General features: G+C 64.3%; 15 protein-coding genes, 1 pseudogene and 1 riboswitch. Of the genes and pseudogenes, 13 read left to right on the top strand and 3 right to left on the bottom strand.

Features of this window, described 5'->3' with window-relative positions; genetic code table 11:
• Positions 1-108: 108 nt before the first annotated feature.
• From ACG04Q_RS20940 to ACG04Q_RS20915, 7 genes and pseudogenes are all read left to right on the top strand, one after another.
• Positions 109-351 (top strand): hypothetical protein, encoded by a 243-nt coding sequence (locus ACG04Q_RS20940; RefSeq protein WP_394513317.1) that lies wholly within the window; start codon positions 109-111, stop codon positions 349-351.
• A 126-nt stretch (positions 352-477) separates the two neighbouring features.
• Positions 478-573 (top strand): annotated as a pseudogene (locus ACG04Q_RS25685) (AraC family transcriptional regulator); the annotation flags it as partial.
• Between the two features lie 90 nt (positions 574-663).
• Positions 664-1014, top strand: coding sequence for a hypothetical protein (locus ACG04Q_RS20935; protein WP_394513316.1), 351 nt, complete (start codon positions 664-666; stop codon positions 1012-1014).
• A 273-nt stretch (positions 1015-1287) separates the two neighbouring features.
• Positions 1288-2244: an IS110 family transposase gene (locus tag ACG04Q_RS20930; RefSeq protein WP_394513314.1), complete on the top strand. Its 957-nt coding sequence runs from the start codon at positions 1288-1290 to the stop codon at positions 2242-2244.
• Positions 2245-2621: 377 nt separating this feature from the next.
• Positions 2622-3953 (top strand): NRAMP family divalent metal transporter, encoded by a 1332-nt coding sequence (locus ACG04Q_RS20925; RefSeq protein ID WP_394513313.1) that lies wholly within the window; start codon positions 2622-2624, stop codon positions 3951-3953.
• A gap of 104 nt (positions 3954-4057) precedes the next feature.
• Positions 4058-5356, top strand: coding sequence for a carbohydrate porin (locus ACG04Q_RS20920; protein WP_394513312.1), 1299 nt, complete (start codon positions 4058-4060; stop codon positions 5354-5356).
• Positions 5357-5450: 94 nt separating this feature from the next.
• Positions 5451-5636: riboswitch (yybP-ykoY riboswitch) on the top strand.
• Between the two features lie 2 nt (positions 5637-5638).
• Positions 5639-6217, top strand: a complete 579-nt coding sequence (locus ACG04Q_RS20915) for a TMEM165/GDT1 family protein (RefSeq protein WP_394513310.1) — start codon at positions 5639-5641, stop codon at positions 6215-6217.
• A gap of 369 nt (positions 6218-6586) precedes the next feature.
• On the opposite strand, the gene cadR is transcribed toward ACG04Q_RS20915, so the two are convergent.
• Positions 6587-7039 (bottom strand): Cd(II)/Pb(II)-responsive transcriptional regulator, encoded by a 453-nt coding sequence (gene cadR, locus ACG04Q_RS20910; protein ID WP_394417785.1) that lies wholly within the window; start codon positions 7037-7039, stop codon positions 6587-6589.
• 96 nt (positions 7040-7135) lie between these two features.
• On the opposite strand from cadR, the gene ACG04Q_RS20905 reads away from it, so the two are divergent.
• The 6 genes from ACG04Q_RS20905 (at position 7136) to ACG04Q_RS20880 (ending at position 16527) form a co-directional block, all read left to right on the top strand.
• The gene (locus ACG04Q_RS20905; protein ID WP_394513309.1) at positions 7136-9409 is read left to right on the top strand and encodes a heavy metal translocating P-type ATPase; all 2274 of its coding nucleotides are present in this window, start codon (positions 7136-7138) and stop codon (positions 9407-9409) included.
• 30 nt (positions 9410-9439) lie between these two features.
• On the top strand, positions 9440-9793 hold the full coding sequence (czcI, locus tag ACG04Q_RS20900) for a cation efflux protein, CzcI family (protein ID WP_394417791.1): 354 nt from the start codon (positions 9440-9442) through the stop codon (positions 9791-9793).
• Positions 9794-9862: 69 nt separating this feature from the next.
• Complete coding sequence (locus ACG04Q_RS20895) at positions 9863-11092, top strand: TolC family protein (protein ID WP_394513308.1); 1230 nt, start codon at positions 9863-9865, stop codon at positions 11090-11092.
• A gap of 15 nt (positions 11093-11107) precedes the next feature.
• Entirely contained in the window at positions 11108-12349 is a 1242-nt protein-coding gene (locus tag ACG04Q_RS20890) for an efflux RND transporter periplasmic adaptor subunit (protein ID WP_394513306.1), read from the top strand.
• Between the two features lie 14 nt (positions 12350-12363).
• Positions 12364-15528 (top strand): CusA/CzcA family heavy metal efflux RND transporter, encoded by a 3165-nt coding sequence (locus ACG04Q_RS20885; RefSeq protein ID WP_394513305.1) that lies wholly within the window; start codon positions 12364-12366, stop codon positions 15526-15528.
• Between the two features lie 12 nt (positions 15529-15540).
• Positions 15541-16527: a cation diffusion facilitator family transporter gene (locus tag ACG04Q_RS20880; protein ID WP_394513304.1), complete on the top strand. Its 987-nt coding sequence runs from the start codon at positions 15541-15543 to the stop codon at positions 16525-16527.
• Positions 16528-16649: 122 nt separating this feature from the next.
• On the opposite strand, the gene ACG04Q_RS20875 is transcribed toward ACG04Q_RS20880, so the two are convergent.
• Entirely contained in the window at positions 16650-17105 is a 456-nt protein-coding gene (locus tag ACG04Q_RS20875; RefSeq protein WP_394417807.1) for a MerR family transcriptional regulator, read from the bottom strand.
• A 17-nt stretch (positions 17106-17122) separates the two neighbouring features.
• Positions 17123-17482 carry a hypothetical protein gene (locus ACG04Q_RS20870; RefSeq protein WP_394417810.1) on the bottom strand — a complete coding sequence of 120 codons (360 nt, stop codon included), beginning with the start codon at positions 17480-17482 and terminating at the stop codon, positions 17123-17125.
• Positions 17483-17548 lie beyond the last annotated feature (66 nt).

Raw genomic sequence — 17548 nt, 5'->3', positions numbered from 1 at the left:
TCGTCGAAACCGCAGACGGGCTTCCGTTCTGACTTGAAGCGCCGCCGCACTGGGCCTACGCTCTGCAGACTCGCCGCTGCCGCATCACCAAGTCGATGGAGCGTTTTGATGGACAACCTGTTCTTCGCCGAAGACGGCTCTGCTTCCGCCTGGTTCACGGTGCGGCCGCATCCCCTCGGATTCGTCGGCAAGGTCAACCTCGTGCTTGCTGGGAAGCCCGGCTGCTCCGTCCGCCACGAATGCCTCGGGATACGCGCCTCGAGTCACGACGCCCTGGAGGATGCACGCGCTGATGCCCGCGAGCTGGTGAGGATGTGGAGCGAGGAGCGCGTGCAGTTGGGCGATCTGTGACTCGCCAGAGCGGCCTCTCCGCCCAGGCGGTGCAGAGGCATCAAGCGCAACCGCGACCTAGCTGACAGCCTTTCCGAGAACCCCACCTTGACCGGCCTAGTGGGGCCGCAGCACGACGGCGCATGGGAGCGTGTCGGATATGCCTCCTCGAGCACGTTCAGCACTGCCTTCAGCCGCCACGTCGGGAAGGCTCCTAGGGCGTACTCCCGAGAGGGAAGCTAACCGTCAACCTGGGCGTTGCCGGCACGCTGCAGTCCGCTCGCGCCGGCTGCCAGACGTGCTGAAATGGCCCGATCTTGTCGGGAGATTTCGATGTCATCGCTGCTTGAAACCATCGCGGACTTTGCGTTCGGGGTGGTGAACTTCTTCCTCACGCTGCGCGACCAGACTGCGCGGCATCGCCATGACGATCCCTTCACCGCCGAGAAGAAGGAGCTGACGCGCCTTTGGCTGTTGAGCTGCGCAGGCGCAGTCATCGTCTCGGTGGTCGCCTTCTTCGCCGGCTCTTCGCTGGATGCAGCGAGCGCGGGCGGACAGTTTGCGGTCGCAGCTGAGGCCCTGCGTCAGGGCTTGTTCTACCTGGTCGCGGCTGCCCTTTCGCTGTCGCTGCTCTGCATGGCGTACTTCGGCTATCGCCTCTGGCGCCTGGAGCGGAGCTACTGAGGACGCCACGGTCGACGGGCGCGCTGCAAGGCACCGGGCAGGCCGCGTTGGAGCGCACTGCTAGACTGAAATCGAGGTCGCGGCTTTGTCGCAACTCCCTGCTTTTCCTCCCTTGTATCTTGACGGCTCGGACTGGCCAAGGTAGTTCGATCCTCCCTGGGGCATCAAAGCCCGCTGCTCAGCGCTGAGCGCCTTGGTCGGACCGTCTTCTCCTCAACCCGAACGGTTGTTGGAACTCGAAGTTCGCATATGCAAGGAAGGGAACGAGAGGACATGTCCGAACCCGTTTTTGTAGGTATCGACGTCGCCAGCGCGACGTTAGAGGTGGCTTGCACTGGAAGTCACAACACTTGGCAGGTCAGCAATGACGAAGCCGGCATTGCAGAGCTAGGCCGTCGCATGAAGGTGGCCGCCCCAGCTCTGATCGTGCTCGAAGCGACAGGAGGCTACGAGTTCGCGGCAGCGTCCGCCCTGCAACTGGAGGGATTTGCGGTTGCGGTGGTCAATCCACGAACTGCACGAGACTTTGCGCGGGCGATGGGGCTCTTGGCAAAGACCGACTCGTTAGATGCCAAGCTCTTGGCCTCGTTCAGTCGCGTCCTGCATCAGCACCCTGAGCGTGAACGCTTCGTCAAACCGTTGGCAGATGAGGCCCGCCAGCAATTGCAGGCACTGGTTCAACGTCGGCGCCAGCTGATTGAGATGCAGACGTCGGAGAAGCTTAGACGGCGGCAATCACACGCCGCGTCGCGTGCAAGCGTCGACCGGGTACTGGCCTTCTTGAAAGAAGAACTTGCCGACAACGACGCCGCAGTCGCCGCGCATCTTGAGCGGCATCACGCGGAATTGGTTGCCGCACTCACTTCCGTGCCAGGCGTTGGCCAGACCAGCGTGGCGGTGCTGGTTGCGGACCTCCCTGAACTTGGCAAGCTTGACCGGCGCAAGATCGCCGCGCTCGTGGGTGTTGCGCCGATGAACCGGGACTCCGGCCAGATGCGCGGCCAGCGTTCCATCTGGGGCGGTCGCCATGACGTGAGAAGTGCCCTCTACATGGCGACGCTCGTGGCCGTACGTTTCTGCGCGGTGTTTCGGTCCTCCTATGAGCGCTTGCTCGCCAGTGGAAAGGCCAAGAAGGTCGCGCTCGTGGCATGCATGCGGAAGTTGCTGGCCACGCTGAATTCAATGGCGCGGCATGGTTCACGCTGGAATCCGATGATGCACGATCAGTGAGTTGGGGACGGAGCCCACAGAAACCTCAGCCCGTTCGTTCTCCTCGGCGCCGCCTTGCTGCGGGGTTTCAGCGAGGATTCTTGGGTTGACTGGACAAGACTGCACTGCGGACAATCTAGGCCTCTTCACTTGACGGCTTTGCCATGAACCCAGCGCCTAGTAGCTGGCCTTCGCCGTCCTGTCAGTAGAAGGCTCGTACGCTTCGAGCCAACTGCGCGCCGGGCGGTGGAGGCTGAGAACCTGCCCACCCCCGGGATTGCGCCCGTGATTTGCTCGCCTGTTGTCGAGCATCGGCTTCCCGGACCCTTCACGACCACGCGGCACTGTAGGTGTCGCGTTCGTCCATCGCGCCCCAAGCGCGATGGCGGGAGACACCCGTGCATCAACTCATTGCCCGCAGCCCGCTGCTGTCGAGCGCCTATCAGGCTGCGCTCGACAAACTGCCCGACACCCGTAAGTTCACCCAGCGCCTCGGTCCTGGCCTCATTACCGGAGCCGCCGACGACGATCCCAGCGGCATCGCCACCTACTCCCAGGCGGGCTCGCAATTCCGCTTCGGCCTGGTGTGGACGCTGCTGCTGACCACGCCGCTGATGATCGGCATCCAAATGCTGTCGGCCCGCATTGGCTGGGTGACCCGCCAAGGCCTGGCTGCCAACATCGCCAAGGTCTGCCCTCGCTGGCTGACCCTGTCACTGGTGGCCTTGCTGGTCGTGGCCAACACCATCAACATCGCGGCCGACATCGGAGCCATGGCGGAAGCGGCGCATCTGTTGGTGGGTGGCCCGCGCGTCCTGTATATCGTCGGATTCGGAGCCGCCTGCGTTCTTGGCCAGGTGTTTTTCTCGTATGAGCGCTCGGTGCGTGTGCTCAAGTGGCTGACGCTCGCGCTGTTCTCGTATGTCGCCGTGGTTCTGGTGGTGCACGTTCCGTGGCACCAGGCAACCCTGGAGTCATTGCAGCCCTGGGCCTTCTTCCCCGCGGACGCGAAGTTCAGCGACTACGCCAGCATGGTCGTGGCCGTGTTGGGGACGACCATTAGCCCGTACCTGTTCTTTTGGCAGGCCGCGCAGGAGGTCGAGGACGTCCGCCTTCGGCCTGACACCGTCGAGTTGCGCGCTGCGCCGGCCTATGCCCAGGAGCACCTGTTCCGCATCAAGCAGGACACCTACATCGGCATGTCCTTCTCCAACCTCGTCGCGCTGTGCATCGTGCTGGCCACGGCGGTGACGCTGAACATGCATGGCATCACGAGCATCCAGACCTCATCCCAGGCTGCGCAAGCCCTGCGTCCGGTGGCCGGCGAGTTTGCGTTCGCGGTCTTCACTCTAGGCATCGTCGGGACAGGCCTGTTGGCGGTGCCGGTCCTTGCGGGTTCAGCGGCCTACGCGGTCAGCGAGGTGTTCGACTGGAAGGCCAGCCTCGCCCATGGCTTTGATGAGGCACGCGGCTTCTACGCCATCATCATCGCGGCCACGGGCATCGGCACGGTGATGAGCGTGTTCGAGCTCGACCCCATCAAGGCACTCGTCTGGAGCGCCATCGTCAACGGCGTCATCTCCGTGCCAATCATGGTCGTGATGATGTGGATTGGCCAGTCGAGCCGCGTCATGGGGGCACTGACGATGTCGGGCCGCCACCGCTTCTTCGGCTGGGCGGCCACCGCCGTGATGGCAGTCGCCGTGGCAGTGATGTTCATCACTGCCTGAGCGCCGCAGCCTCGCCCTTTCAAACTCGCCGCATGCCACCGTCACGGTGGGCGGCGATGCTGCGCGCCTCGTTCCGCGCCAGCCCACTTCGACCTGTGTGATCCATGAACAAAAACCTCCCTACTTGCCTGACATTGCTGGGCTTCGCCCTGAGCAGCTTCGCTCAGGATCAGGAAGCGTGGAATGCCCATTTCCAGTCCACCTACATCTGGCAGAAGAAGCCATCGCTGAGTTCGCCGTATGCCGGGCCGAACAGCCTCCTGGCGCAAGCAGAGAAGAGCTATTCGTTTACCGCAACGGCGGCCTTCGGCGTTCGGCTGAGCCGCTTGACTGAAGCCTATTTCGACCCCGAGGTCGCCCAGGGTGTACCCATCTCCGGGCTGGTGGGCCTGGCCGGTTTCAGCAACGGAGAGCTGGCCAAGACTTCCGGCGCCAAGCCCAAGCTGTATCGCGCCCGGCTTTTCGTGCGGCATACGGTGGACCTGGGAGGCGAGCAACAGCCAATTGAGTCCGCAGCCCATCAGCTGTCGGGCAAGGCTGCTTCTGAGCGTCTGGTCCTCAGCGCCGGCGCGCTTTCGGTGCTGGACATCTTCGATGCCAACAGCTACGCCCACGACCCGCGCATGCAGTTCATGAACTGGGCGCTCATGACCCATGCAGCCTATGACTACCCAGCTGACTCGCGCGGCTACACCTATGGCGTGGCTGCCGAGTACATCGCTGAAGGCTGGGCGCTGCGCGCGGGCCGCTTCGCCGTGCCCAAGGAGCCCAACCAGCTTCAGCTGGACAGCCGGCTGTTCCGGCACTACGGCGACCAAGTCGAGCTGAGCAAGGACTACGCTGTCGCGGGCCAGACCGGCACCGTGAGGTTGCTTGGCTTCCGCATGAAGGCCGTGATGGCACGCTATGACGACGCCCTCTCGGCGACCAGCGGCACGCCAACCCTCGACGCCGTGCGACAGCAGGATCAAGCGAAATGGGGCGTCGGCATCGGCGTCGAACACAAGCTCGCCGAGAACATCGGTGTCTTCATTCGCGCGTTCAAGGCAGACGGCAGGACCGAGACCTACGCCTTTACTGAAGCCGACCGATCAACCTCGGCCGGACTGCAGGTGGGCGGCTCGGCCTGGGGCCGCGCACAGGACGTCCTCGGGATCGGTATCGCCCAGAGCAGCCTTTCCACGGGGCATACCCAGTTCCTCGCACGAGGCGGGCAGACCTTTTTCCTCGGGGACGGCAAGCTCAGTTACCGGCCGGAGCGGGACTTCGAGGCCTACTACCGGGCCGAGCTGCTCAGAGGGCTCTTCCTCACCGGCGACTTGCAGCGCATCCGAAACCCGGGCTACAACGCCGACCGAGGCCCTGCGTCCTTCTACGCGCTTCGCTTGCATTGGGAGAACTGATGCGAGTGGGCGGAGGGCGAACTGCGCGCCGCATCGGCTCGGTCGGCATGCCAGTTATTGGGCTGACGCCGTGCTCCTGGCTGGCGCCAGATGTCCAGCGATAATGTGGTTGTCATTGGGGAGTAGCCGCTCTTCGCTCGAAGAGGCTGACGTCAACACACTTGGCCTGCAGGCCATGGCGTCAGCAGTTTCCTGACCTGGCAAGACCTTTGACCACAGCGCCTCCGTACTGGCCGGGGAAGCGCTGTGGTCATTCGTCTGGGAACCGGCCGTGGAACCTTCGTGGAAGCACTCCTCGTCTCAACTGGTGTGGTCGCTCTTGCTGAGATTGGCGACAAGACCCAACTCCTCGCCTTCATCCTTGCTGCACGGTTCAAGAAGCCGTGGCCCATCATTGCCGGCATCCTGTGCGCGACCATCGTGAATCACGGTGTCGCCGGCGCCTTAGGCGCTTGGATCACTTCAGCAGTTTCCCCTGGAGTCCTCCGCTGGGTGCTCGGCGCCTCGTTCATCGGCATGGCCATCTGGACCTTAATTCCCGACAAGATCGAGGAGGAGGAAACGCAGGTCGCCAAGCGCTTCGGTGTCTTCGGTGCCACGCTGATTACCTTTTTCCTGGCTGAGATGGGCGACAAGACGCAGATCGCCACCGTGGCCATGGCAGCTCACTACGCCAACCCGCTTTGGGTGGTGGTCGGAACAACAATGGGCATGCTCTTGGCGGACGTGCCTGCCGTATTCATTGGCGACAAACTCGCCGACAGGATTCCGATGAAGCTGGTGCATTCCATTGCAGCGGCGATCTTTGCCGTGCTGGGTATCGCGACGCTCATCGGCGCGGGGTCCGGCTTAGGCTTTTGAAGTTGCCCATCAGAGTCCTTGACCAGCAAGACGGTTGCTGAGCAGGCGTCGACGCGATGACAGCAGAGACGTTCCAAGCCTCTGGCCTTCGGCCAGGGGCGTTTTTTTGGCTGCTCAGCTTCAGATGCGGAGCGGTTTGGCAGCGTCATTTGTGACGCCAGACCTTCATCGCCGAGATGGGCATGATGGCCGCAAGCCCGGACAACGCTCATATCGACAGACTGACTGGGTTTGGCATGGCGCTGTGCCTGATGGGCATGGCGGTCACCATGTTCAGTCCACGTCCACAGGTCTGCACGTCCAGTTGAAGGTCACAGGCCGGCACACAGGGTCAGTGCGATCAATCGGCTGCCAATACGCGCAGAGGCGTCAGTGCCTGTGCACAGCGCGTAGGTGCGGGCTCGGCAGTTCGGCTGACGGCGGCTCCTGGGACGCCTCTTCGAGACCCGCAAGAATGCCGCATTGATCCGCCTTTCGCACATCGCTGCAGCGCTGCCGAAGCTCTTTCAGCTGCTTCTCCAACAAGCGCAGTTCCTTGATGCGCTTGGATACATGACCAATGTGCTCATCGAGCAGCGCATTGACGTCGCCGCAGTCTTCGCCAGGCGCATCCTTGAAACGCAGAAGAGCGCGTACCTCGTCTAATGACATATCAAGGCTGCGGCAGTACCGGATGAACTGCAGGCGCTCCAAGTGGGGCGCCTCGTACACCCGAAAGTTCCCTTGTGTCCGCCCGGGAGCCGGCAGCAGACCCTCGCGCTCGTAGAAGCGGATCGTCTCTATGGGCGTTGCTGACGCGGCTGACAAGTCGCCAATCTTCATGAGTACCCCAGGGCTCGCAAGGACATAAGTGTAGAGACTTGACTCTGTAGCAGCTACAGGTTGTCAAATACTTTCTAAGCTGACGAACGAGCAAGCATGAGCACCCACGAGCACGCCCACGACGACCATGCCCACCACCACCATGAGCATGACCACGCGCATGGGGCCGGACACGACCACGGCCATGCACACCGGCAAGCGACGCCATGCTGCGGCTCGGCCCACGGCGTGGAGACCAAGTCCCCAGTCGTCGCGACGTCCGGCGGCCTGCTGCTGCGCATCCCCGCCATGGATTGCCCAACCGAGGAAGGGCAGATACGGCGCGCGCTGGAGCGCTTCCCCGAAGTGCGCGGGTTGCGGTTCGATCTGCCTGCGCGCGCGTTGGACGTCAACGCACCGCAGGCGGTCTGGGAGCCGGTGATTGCCGCCATCAACGGCATCGGCTTCAAGACGGAGACGCTGTCGGCGCCGCCTCCCGCCGAGGACACCGCCAAGGCCCAGCGCGCTGAGTTGATCCGCCTGATTGCGGCGCTGCTCGTTGCAATCGCTGCTGAACTGGTCCACTTCTTCGCGCCGGAGACGCTGGTCTGGAAGGTGGCCGGTATGGCCGTCGCGACAGGTGCCATCGCGCTGTCCGGCCTCGCCGTGTTCCGCAAAGGCCTGTCGTCGCTCCTGCGCGGCCAGCTCAACATCAACGCACTGATGTCGGTGGCTGTTGCCGGCGCCTTTGCCATCGGGCAATGGCCCGAAGCGGCAATGGTGATGGCGCTGTATTCCTTGGCCGAACTCATCGAGGCGCGCTCGGTCGAGCGGGCGCGCAACGCCATCACCGGGCTGTTGGCGTTGTCACCGCCCCAGGTGGAAGTGCGCCAAGCCGATGGCACTTGGGCCAGCGTGGATGCAAAGACCGTGGCCGTCGGTGCGACGGCCCGCGTCAAGCCTGGCGAACGATTCGCCCTTGACGGCCGAGTCACCTCCGGCGAGGGCGCCGTCGATCAGTCCCCCGTCACTGGCGAGAGCATCCCGGTGGATAAGGCACCGGGCGATGACGTCTTTGCTGGGACCATCAACCAGGCTGGCGCGCTCGAGTTCGAAGTGACCAAGCCCGCCAGCGACACGGTGCTGGCGCGCATCATCCATGCCGTCGAGGAAGCCCAAGGCCAGCGCGCGCCAACCCAGCGCTTCGTCGACAAGTTCGCCGCCATCTACACGCCGGCCATCTTCCTGCTGGCGCTGGCGGTCGCAGTGGGGACGCCGTTCCTCATGGGCTGGCCGTGGCTGACGGCGGTCTACAAGGCCCTCGTCCTGCTCGTCATCGCCTGCCCCTGCGCGCTCGTCATCTCTACGCCCGTGACTGTGGTCAGCGGCCTGGCGGCGGCGGCCCGTCGCGGCATCCTCATCAAGGGTGGCGTGCACCTCGAGGAGGCCCGCAAGCTCAAGGTGGTTGCGCTGGACAAGACCGGTACGCTGACCGAAGGCAAGCCGCGCCTCGTAGCGCAAGCGGCGTTGTCTCAGACATTGCCTGAAGCCGAGGTGATGCTGATTGCCAAGAGCTTGGCATGCCGTTCTGACCACCCGGTGTCCAAGGCCGTCGCGTCCGGACTGGACGGAGAACCACTGCCCGTCGAAGCCTTCGGCGCCGACCTGGGCCGAGGCGTTCACGGCACCGTCAATGGCCGCCAATACATCCTAGGCAATCACCGCTGGGTTCATGAGCGAGGCCTGTGCTCCGCCGAGCTGGAGGCGCGGCTTGAGGAGCACGAGGCGCAGGGGCGCACGCTGTCCTTGCTGGCGGACCAAGAGAGCGTCCTTGGGCTTTTTGCGGTCGCCGACACCGTCAAGGAGACCAGCAGGCAGGCCGTCGCTGACCTCAAGACCCTGGGCATCCACTCCATCATGCTGACCGGTGACAACCCGTCCACGGCGAAGGCGATTGCCAGCCAGGTTGGCATCGACGAAGTTCAGGCCAATCTGCTGCCCGAGGACAAGCTCAAGGTGATTTCCGAGCTGGGTCAAACCCAGCAGACGGGCATGGTCGGCGATGGCGTCAACGATTCACCAAGCTTGGCTGCGGCCGCCGTGGGTTTCTCGATGGGCGGCGCCGGCACCGATACGGCCAAGGAAGCGGCCGACGTGCTCATCATGAACGACGACCTGCGAAAGGTTCCTGAGACCATCCGGTTGTCCCAGCGCACCTACGCCATCCTTTGGCAGAACATCGTCTTGGCGCTTGGCATCAAGGCCGTGTTTTTCGTGCTGGCGGTGTTCGGCAGTGCCACGATGTGGATGGCGGTCTTCGCCGACATGGGCGCGAGCCTGCTGGTGGTTTTCAACGGGTTGCGTCTTCTCCGGGTCTCGACCCGCCACTGACTGTCACGGTCCCGCAGCGATACTTAGGCCATGTACCGGCTCGTCGCAATGCTGCTCGCTTTGCTACTGCCGCTCCAATTCGCTTGGGGCGCAGCGGCTGTGTATTGCCAGCATGAGACTGGCGTGCAGTCTGCCAAGCATGTGGGCCACCATGCTCATGAACACAAGGCGGACGAAGGCACTGAGAAGCCCGCGAGCGCGAAGCTCGCTGTCGACAACGACTGCACGGCTTGCCATGCCACCTGCTCTGCAATGGCTTGCGAGGCTCCGGCCAGCATGGAGGCGCTTGCTCTGACGAGTCGCCTCGACATTCCCACCTTCGACGCTCATGCGTCCGCGCCCACCAGGGCGCCAGACCGCCCTCAGTGGCGCCGTCTCGCCTAGCCGGCGAGACAGGAGGACTTCCAACCACACCCGTCTCGCCGAATCCCTGGTTTCAACCTATGAGATTCGATGAGAAGAATTCTTTGGCCGCTCGGGCTGGCGGCCGCATTGCTCAGCCCTTTTACCGTCCGCGCCCAACTGGCGACAAACACGGCGGCAGACAGCCTCACCCTTGAACAGGCGCTCGAGCTGGCGACGTCGCGAAGCTTCGTGGTGTCGGCGGCGCAGCGAGAGCTTGAGGCCCAGGACGGCTCCGTCCGGCAGGCTGGCGCGTTCCGCAACCCGGAACTCGCTGCAAGCGTCGAGGACACCCGTAGCGCGACGCGAACGACAACCACGACGCTGAACATTCCGTTGGAGCTGGGCGGCAAGCGCACCGCCCGCGTGAACGCGGCTCAGCGCTCGCGTGACCTCGCCCAGGTCGAGCTGGCCAACGCAAAGGCCCAGGTTCGTTCATCGGCCATCGCGGCGTACTTCGCAGTGCTCGCAGCTCAGGAGCGCTCGAAGCTGGCCACCAACTCGGCAGACCTCGCCACGAGTGGCGCACAGGCTGTATCCAAGCGCGTAGCGGCCGGCAAGGTCTCGCCGGTGGACGCCACCCGCGCCCAGGTCGACCAAGCCAACACGCAGCTCGAGCTCGCTGAAGCGCAAGCGGAGCTGTCCACTGCCCGCCATGCTCTGGCCAACCTCTGGGGGGATGCAGAGCCACGGTTCGTTCGCGTCGCAGGAGACATCAACGCCATTCCTGAGCGTGCGCCCCTTCCCGAGCTGATGGGCCGGCTCGAGGAGGCTCCGGCGCTGCTGGCCGCCCGTACCGAGGTGGAGCGCCGCAAGGCGCTGGTGGATGTCGAGCGCAGCAAGGCGACGCCGGACGTGACGCTGAGCGTTGGCGCGAAGCGCGACAACGAATTGGGACGCACGCAGGCCATCGTCGGTCTGTCCATCCCGTTGCCGCTCTTTGACCGCAACCAAGGCGCGGTCTACGAGGCCAACAAGCGAGCGGACAAGGCGGAGGATGAGTTCCAGGCCGCGCGCCTGCGCGTCCTTGCTGACCTGCAGACGGCGGCAGCGCAGTTGTCCATTGCTCGCACATCGCTGCAGACGCTGCAGTCGACGGTCCTGCCCGCTGCACAGCAGGCCTACGACTCGGCCAGCAAGGGCTTCGAGGCCGGCAAGTTCGGTTTCCTTGACGTCATCGACGCGCAGCGCTCCCTGCTGCAAGCCCGGGCGCGCTACCTGAGCACGCTCTCCAACGCATACCAGGCCGCCACGGCCATCGACCGCCTGCTCGGTCGCTGAGAACGGAACACCAACATGGCAATCACGAAGAAACAGCGCATCGCGATGGCGGTCATCGTCCTGGTCGGCGTCATGGCCGGCGGCGGACTGCTGCTCACCGAACGGCACAAGACCGGCGAAGAAGCCGAACAGGCCCAAAACACCAATGAGGCCGGCTACGCGCACAAGGAGGGTGACGACGACAAGAAGGCCGCCCCGGCTGCCAAGGAAGCGCACGAGGAGCATGAAGATCGCGCGGTCAAGCTGACCGAGGAACAAGTCAAGAAGGCTGGCATCGCGGTGCAAGTCGCGGGCCCGGCGAAGCTTCAGGCTGCCGCCAAGTTCACCGGCGAAATCCGCTTCAACGAGGACCGCACGGCCCACGTCGTGCCGCGCCTGGCGGGTGTGGCCGAACAAGTCGTCGCCAATCTCGGCCAGTCGGTGCGCAAGGGTGAGGTCCTGGCCGTCATTGCCAGCAACTCGCTGTCAGAGCAACGCAGCGAGCTGCTGACCGCCCAGGAGCGCCGCGATGCGGCCCGCGTCACCTACGAGCGCGAGAAGAAGCTCTGGCAGGAGAAGATTTCTGCGGAGCAGGACTACCTGCAGGCCCAGTCTGCCCTGCGTGAAGCGGACATCGCGGTCCGCAATGCGACCCAGAAGCTCGCGGCCGTGGGTGCCACCGGTTCGTCGGCCAACCTCAATCGCTTCGAGCTGCGCGCGCCCTTCGACGGCACGGTGGTCGAGAAGCACCTGGCGCTCGGAGAGGCGGTCAAGGAAGACGCCAGCATCTTCACCGTCTCCGACCTCCGGTTGGTCTGGGCGGAGTTCAACGTCGCGCCCAAGGACCTGGCCACCGTTCGCGTGGGTCAGCGTGTCTCGGTCTCGTCGACTGCGTTCGAGAGCAAGGTGGAAGGCACCATCTCCTACGTCGGCGCGCTGCTGGGCGAACAGACCCGCACCGCCCGTGCCCGCGTGACGCTGACCAATCCCGATGGCGCCTGGCGCCCCGGCCTCTTCGTCACTGTCGCCGTGTACGGCGAGAACCAGGACGTCCCTCTGACGGTGCCGGCCGATGCGGTCCAGACCATCGAGAACCAGGCCATGGTCTTCAAGGCCGTGTCCGGCGGATTCGAGGCGGTGGCCGTCAAGGTGGGCCGCTCCGACGGTCGCACGGTCGAGGTGCTCAGCGGCCTCAAGGCCGGCGACCAGGTCGCGTCCAAGAACACCTTCGTCCTCAAGTCCGAGCTGGGCAAAGCCAGCGCGGGCCACGAACACTGAACGGGAGGACGGACATGTTTGAACGCATCATCCGCTTCTGCATCGAGCAGCGTTGGCTGGTCATGCTGGCCGTGCTGGCCATGGCAACCCTCGGAGCCTACAGCTACACCAAGCTGCCCATCGACGCCGTCGTCGACATCTCCAACGTGCAGGTCGTCGTCAACAGCCAGGCACCGGGCTATTCGCCGCTGGAGACCGAGCAGCGCGTCACCTATCCCATCGAGACGGTCATGGCCGGCCTGCCTGGCCTGGAACAGACGCGCTCCCTGTCGCGCTATGGCTTGTCTCAGGTCACCGTCATCTTCAAGGACGGCACCGACATCTACTTCGCGCGGCAGCTCGTCAACCAGCGCCTCCAGGAGGCGCGCGAGCGGCTGCCGGCCGGCGTGACGCCGAGCATGGGTCCCATTTCCACCGGCCTTGGAGAAATCTACCTTTGGACGGTCGAGGCGGTGAAGGGCGCGAAGAAGCTCGACGGCACAGCCTACACGCCCACTGACCTGCGTGAAATCCAGGATTGGGTCGTCAAGCCGCAGCTGCGCAACGTGCCCGGCGTCACTGAAATCAACTCCATCGGCGGCTTCGCGAAGCAGTACGTCGTGGCGCCCAACCTTGAGCGCCTCGGTGCCTTCGGCCTCAGCCTGGCCGACGTCGTCAATGCGCTGGAGAAGAACAACTCCAACCTCGGCGCCGGCTACATCGAGCGGCGCGGTGAGCAATACCTCGTGCGCGCGCCTGGTCAGGTCAAGTCCATCGAGGACATTGGCGAAATCATCATCGGCACGGCACAGGGTCAGCCCATCCGCGTCCGCGACGTCGCTGCCGTCGAGCTGGGGCGGGAGCTGCGCACCGGCGCGGCCACCGAGAACGGCCAGGAGGTGGTGCTCGGCACCGTCTTCATGCTGATGGGCGAGAACAGCCGGACCGTCTCGCGAGCCGTGGACAAGCAGATGGAGGCCATCAACAAGACGCTGCCCGCTGGCGTCAAGGCCGTCACGGTCTACGACCGGACCACGCTTGTCGACAAGGCCATCAAGACCGTCCAGAAGAACCTGGTCGAAGGCGCGTTGCTGGTCATCGCGGTGCTGTTCGCCTTCCTCGGCAACTTCCGTGCGGCGCTCATCACGGCCATGGTCATCCCGCTGTCGATGCTCTTCACCTTCACCGGAATGGTGAAGTACGGCATCAGCGCCAACCTGATGAGCCTGGGCGCTTTGGACTTCGGCATCATCGTGGACGGCGCAGTGGTCATCATCGAGAACGCTGTGCGCCGGCTGGCGCACGTCCAGGCACACAAGGGTCGGGCGCTGACGCGCGCCGAACGCTTCCACGAGGTGTTCGTAGCGGCCAAGGAGGCTCGCCGGCCGCTGCTCTTCGGCCAGCTCATCATCATGGTGGTCTACGTGCCCATCCTTGCCCTCACCGGCGTGGAGGGCAAGATGTTCCATCCGATGGCCTACACGGTGCTGCTCGCACTGCTCGGCGCGATGGTGCTGTCGGTGACCTTCGTTCCAGCTGCCGTGGCGCTGTTCATCGGCGAGCGTGTGACAGAGAAGGAGAACCGCCTGATGGAGTGGGCCAAGCGCCGCTACGAGCCCGCGCTCAAGGCGACCCTGGGCAACGCGCCCGTCGTGATGACATTCGCGACCGTCATGGTGGCTCTGTCCGTCATCGTGGCCACCAAATTGGGCAGCGAGTTCGTGCCCAACCTCAACGAGGGCGACTTCGCCATCCAGGCGCTGCGTATCCCGGGCACGAGCTTGACGCAATCGGTGGAGATGCAGAAGCAGCTCGAGGCGACGCTCAAGGCAAAGTTCCCCGAGATTGAGCGCATCTTTGCCCGCACCGGCACGGCCGAGATTGCGGCGGACCCGATGCCGCCCAACATCAGCGACGGCTACATCATGCTGAAAGCCATGGACCAGTGGCCCGAGCCGCGCAAGACGCGCGACGAGCTTCTTGCAGCCATCCGCGAGGAAGCCGCCACAGTGCCTGGCAACAACTACGAGTTCTCGCAGCCCATCCAGCTCCGCTTCAACGAACTCATCAGCGGCGTGCGCTCGGATGTGGCCGTCAAGGTTTTCGGTGACGACAACGACCTGCTCAACGAGACGGCCAACCGCATCGCAGCCACGTTGCAGAAGGTGCCAGGCGCGACCGAGGTCAAGGTCGAGCAGACGACGGGCCTGCCGATGCTCTCAGTCAACATCGACCGTGCCAAGGCCACGCGCTACGGCCTGAACATGACCGACGTGCAGGAGGCCGTGGCGACGGCCGTGGGCGGTCGCGAAGCCGGCACCTTCTTCCAGGGTGACCGGCGCTTCGACATCCTCGTGCGGCTGCCGGAAGACGTGCGACAGGACGTAGAGGCGCTCAAGCGCCTTCCCATCCCGTTGCCGAAATCGGGGGCTGAAGGCCGCGCGTCATACATCCCGCTCGGGGAAGTCGCGGCCCTAGAAGTTGCCCCCGGACCCAACCAGGTGTCCCGGGAGAACGGCAAGCGCCGGGTCGTCGTCAGCGCCAACGTGACAGGGCGAGACCTCGGCTCGTTCGTCGCCGACGCGCAGGCTGCGATGGCGAGCGTGAAGGTGCCGACGGGTTACTGGACCGCCTGGGGCGGCACTTTCGAGCAGTTGCAGTCCGCGTCGCAGCGCCTGCAGGTTGTAGTACCCCTGGCCCTGGCGATGGTCTTTGCACTCCTCTTCACCATGTTCGGCAACGCCAAGGACGGCCTCTTGGTTTTCACGGGCATCCCGTTTGCGCTCACCGGCGGTGTCCTGGCGCTGTGGCTGAGAGGCATTCCGCTGTCGATTTCAGCGGCAGTCGGCTTCATCGCCTTGTCCGGTGTCGCCGTGCTCAACGGGCTGGTGATGCTGTCGTTCATCCGCAGCCTTCGCGAGGAAGGCAAGAGCCTCGACGACGCCATCTGGGAAGGCGCGCTGACCCGGTTGCGTCCCGTGCTGATGACGGCCTTGGTCGCTTCGCTCGGCTTTGTGCCTATGGCAATCGCCACTGGCACTGGTGCGGAAGTGCAGCGGCCGCTGGCAACGGTGGTCATCGGAGGCATCTTGTCGTCGACCGCGCTCACCCTGCTTGTACTGCCGTTGCTGTATCGGTGGGCACACCGACGGGATGACGACGAAGTCGAAGCACCTGCTGCGACCTTAGTGAACGCCTAAGGAGAAATGACGATGTCGCACGACCACGCTCACGGGTCAGCAGGCCACGACCACACAGCGGGCGCGAACCAGCGCTCGCTGAAGATTGCCTTCGGGCTCACGACGGTGTTCCTGTTCGTCGAGCTGGTCGGCGGCATCGTGTCGCAGAGCCTTGCGCTCATCTCGGATGCGGCGCACATGTTCACGGACGTCGCGGCGCTGGCCATCGCGCTCGCGGCCATCCGGATAGCGAAGCGTCCGGCCGATGCCCGAAGGACCTTCGGTTATCACCGCTTCGAAATCCTGGCTGCAGCGTTCAACGCCATGCTGCTGTTCGGGGTGGCCGTCTACATCCTCTACGAGGCCTACCTGCGCATCAAGGCGCCGCCGGAAATCCAGTCGACGGCGATGCTCGTCATCGCAGTCGTTGGCCTGCTGGTCAACCTCGTCAGCATGCGCGTTCTTCAGGGCGGCCAGGAGTCGAGCCTGAACGTGAAGGGTGCCTACCTCGAGGTGTGGGCCGACATGATTGGCTCCGTCGGCGTCATCGTCGGGGCGGTCATCCTGAAGTTCACAGGCTGGGCCTGGGTCGACTCAGCGGTCGCCATCCTCATCGGCCTGTGGGTCGTGCCTCGGACTTGGACGTTGCTCAAGTCGAGCATCAACATCCTGTTGGAAGGGGTGCCCGAAGACGTTGACATGGTCGAGCTGAAAAAGCTCCTGTTGGCCGTTCCGTGCGTCAAGAGCCTCCACGACTTGCACGTCTGGGCGGTCACGAGCGGCAAGAGCACGCTCACAGTCCACCTGGTGACGGAGCCGGAAGTGAACGTCGAAAAGCAAGTCCTTCCCGAGGTGCGCAGGCGCCTGGCGGAGACCTTCGGCATCCACCACATCACCGTGCAGTGCGAGCTGGAGCCTTGTGGCCAGACCGACGAGGGGGATCATTTCAAGAGCGCTACCGCCGCGCTCGCCGAGGAGCATGACGAGAAGAGCCATTCACACCAAGGCCATGAGCACTGAAATTTGCGACTGTTTTTATCGAACTGGCGTGGGGTGACCACGCATGCAGGCGCCGGTGGGCAACTGCTTGGTGTGGTCCTAACGCCGAGCTGCTGCCAGACCTGGCCGGGAGGCCCGCCCCTCTATCCGCAGCACCGTGCTGCGCCTACAACCTGAGCTTTCTCTGCCGGCAAGGCCAAGTCCTCCAGGATGGTGCAGTCGACTGCCGGGCCGCCCGAACAGGCGGTATCGCAACTGCAGACGAAAGCGCTCAGGTTGGCTTCGAGCGCCTTCAGCTCCTCAAGCTTCTGCTGCACCTGCGCCAGGTGGGCGGCGGCGATGTCGCGCACTTCGGCGCACGGGCGGTCAGGCTGGTCGACGAGCCCGACCAGTTCCCGCACTTGCTCGATGGAAAAGCCGAAGTCTCGGCAGCGGCGGATGAAGACGAGGCGTCGGACGGTCGCCTCGTCATAGCTGCGTTGGCCGGCTTCTGTTCTCGCGGCCGGTGGCAGGAGACCAATGTCTTCGTAGTACCGAACCGTGGGCACCGTCGCGCCGGTACGGCGGGCAACAAGCCCGATGGAGAGTCTTGCACTCATGCCGCCATCCTAGCCACTCACCCACAGGCGCCCGGCGAGCATCCACATGCCTTGGCGGCAACCAGCTGGGGCAGGAACTGATCGAACAACCACCGCGCATCGGCACCAGCTTCAGCAGGGGCCTCAATGGTCAGCTCAACGGACACTGGCGTGTCGCGGAGGTAGAAGCGAAGGAAGCCGCAGCATCGCCGTTCACCATCGACGATGCGCTCCAGCTCTATCCGGGCCTCGCGCGCGTAGGTCAGGTGCAGCGTGGTTTCTTCTAGCCGGTGCGCGGTCAGGCTCTGCGCCGTGACTTGCCGAATCCAAGCCAGCCGCCCTGGCAGCTCAGCAGAGGACAGGGTGCAGGCAATGGGAGCGTCAGCCGCGACTTGCATTGCAGTTGCCCCCACAGCCCACAGTAGGTTGAACCTGACGCCGAGCACTACGTCTCCACCAGACGA

This window comes from Pelomonas lactea, from assembly GCF_043555885.1.
GTDB lineage: Bacteria > Pseudomonadota > Gammaproteobacteria > Burkholderiales > Burkholderiaceae_C > Pelomonas > Pelomonas lactea.
Note: the sequence above shows the minus strand (reverse complement) of the source record. Positions and strands in the feature narration are given on the sequence as shown.

Coding starts and splice junctions, on each gene's coding strand:
- ACG04Q_RS20940 (WP_394513317.1), top strand. CDS start 109: ATGGACAACCTGTTCTTCGCCGAAGACGGCTCTGCTTCCGCCTGGTTC.
- ACG04Q_RS20935 (WP_394513316.1), top strand. CDS start 664: ATGTCATCGCTGCTTGAAACCATCGCGGACTTTGCGTTCGGGGTGGTG.
- ACG04Q_RS20930 (WP_394513314.1), top strand. CDS start 1,288: ATGTCCGAACCCGTTTTTGTAGGTATCGACGTCGCCAGCGCGACGTTA.
- ACG04Q_RS20920 (WP_394513312.1), top strand. CDS start 4,058: ATGAACAAAAACCTCCCTACTTGCCTGACATTGCTGGGCTTCGCCCTG.
- cadR (WP_394417785.1), bottom strand. CDS start 7,039: ATGAAGATTGGCGACTTGTCAGCCGCGTCAGCAACGCCCATAGAGACG.
- ACG04Q_RS20905 (WP_394513309.1), top strand. CDS start 7,136: ATGAGCACCCACGAGCACGCCCACGACGACCATGCCCACCACCACCAT.
- czcI (WP_394417791.1), top strand. CDS start 9,440: ATGTACCGGCTCGTCGCAATGCTGCTCGCTTTGCTACTGCCGCTCCAA.
- ACG04Q_RS20895 (WP_394513308.1), top strand. CDS start 9,863: ATGAGAAGAATTCTTTGGCCGCTCGGGCTGGCGGCCGCATTGCTCAGC.
- ACG04Q_RS20890 (WP_394513306.1), top strand. CDS start 11,108: ATGGCAATCACGAAGAAACAGCGCATCGCGATGGCGGTCATCGTCCTG.
- ACG04Q_RS20885 (WP_394513305.1), top strand. CDS start 12,364: ATGTTTGAACGCATCATCCGCTTCTGCATCGAGCAGCGTTGGCTGGTC.
- ACG04Q_RS20880 (WP_394513304.1), top strand. CDS start 15,541: ATGTCGCACGACCACGCTCACGGGTCAGCAGGCCACGACCACACAGCG.
- ACG04Q_RS20875 (WP_394417807.1), bottom strand. CDS start 17,105: ATGAGTGCAAGACTCTCCATCGGGCTTGTTGCCCGCCGTACCGGCGCG.
- ACG04Q_RS20870 (WP_394417810.1), bottom strand. CDS start 17,482: ATGCAAGTCGCGGCTGACGCTCCCATTGCCTGCACCCTGTCCTCTGCT.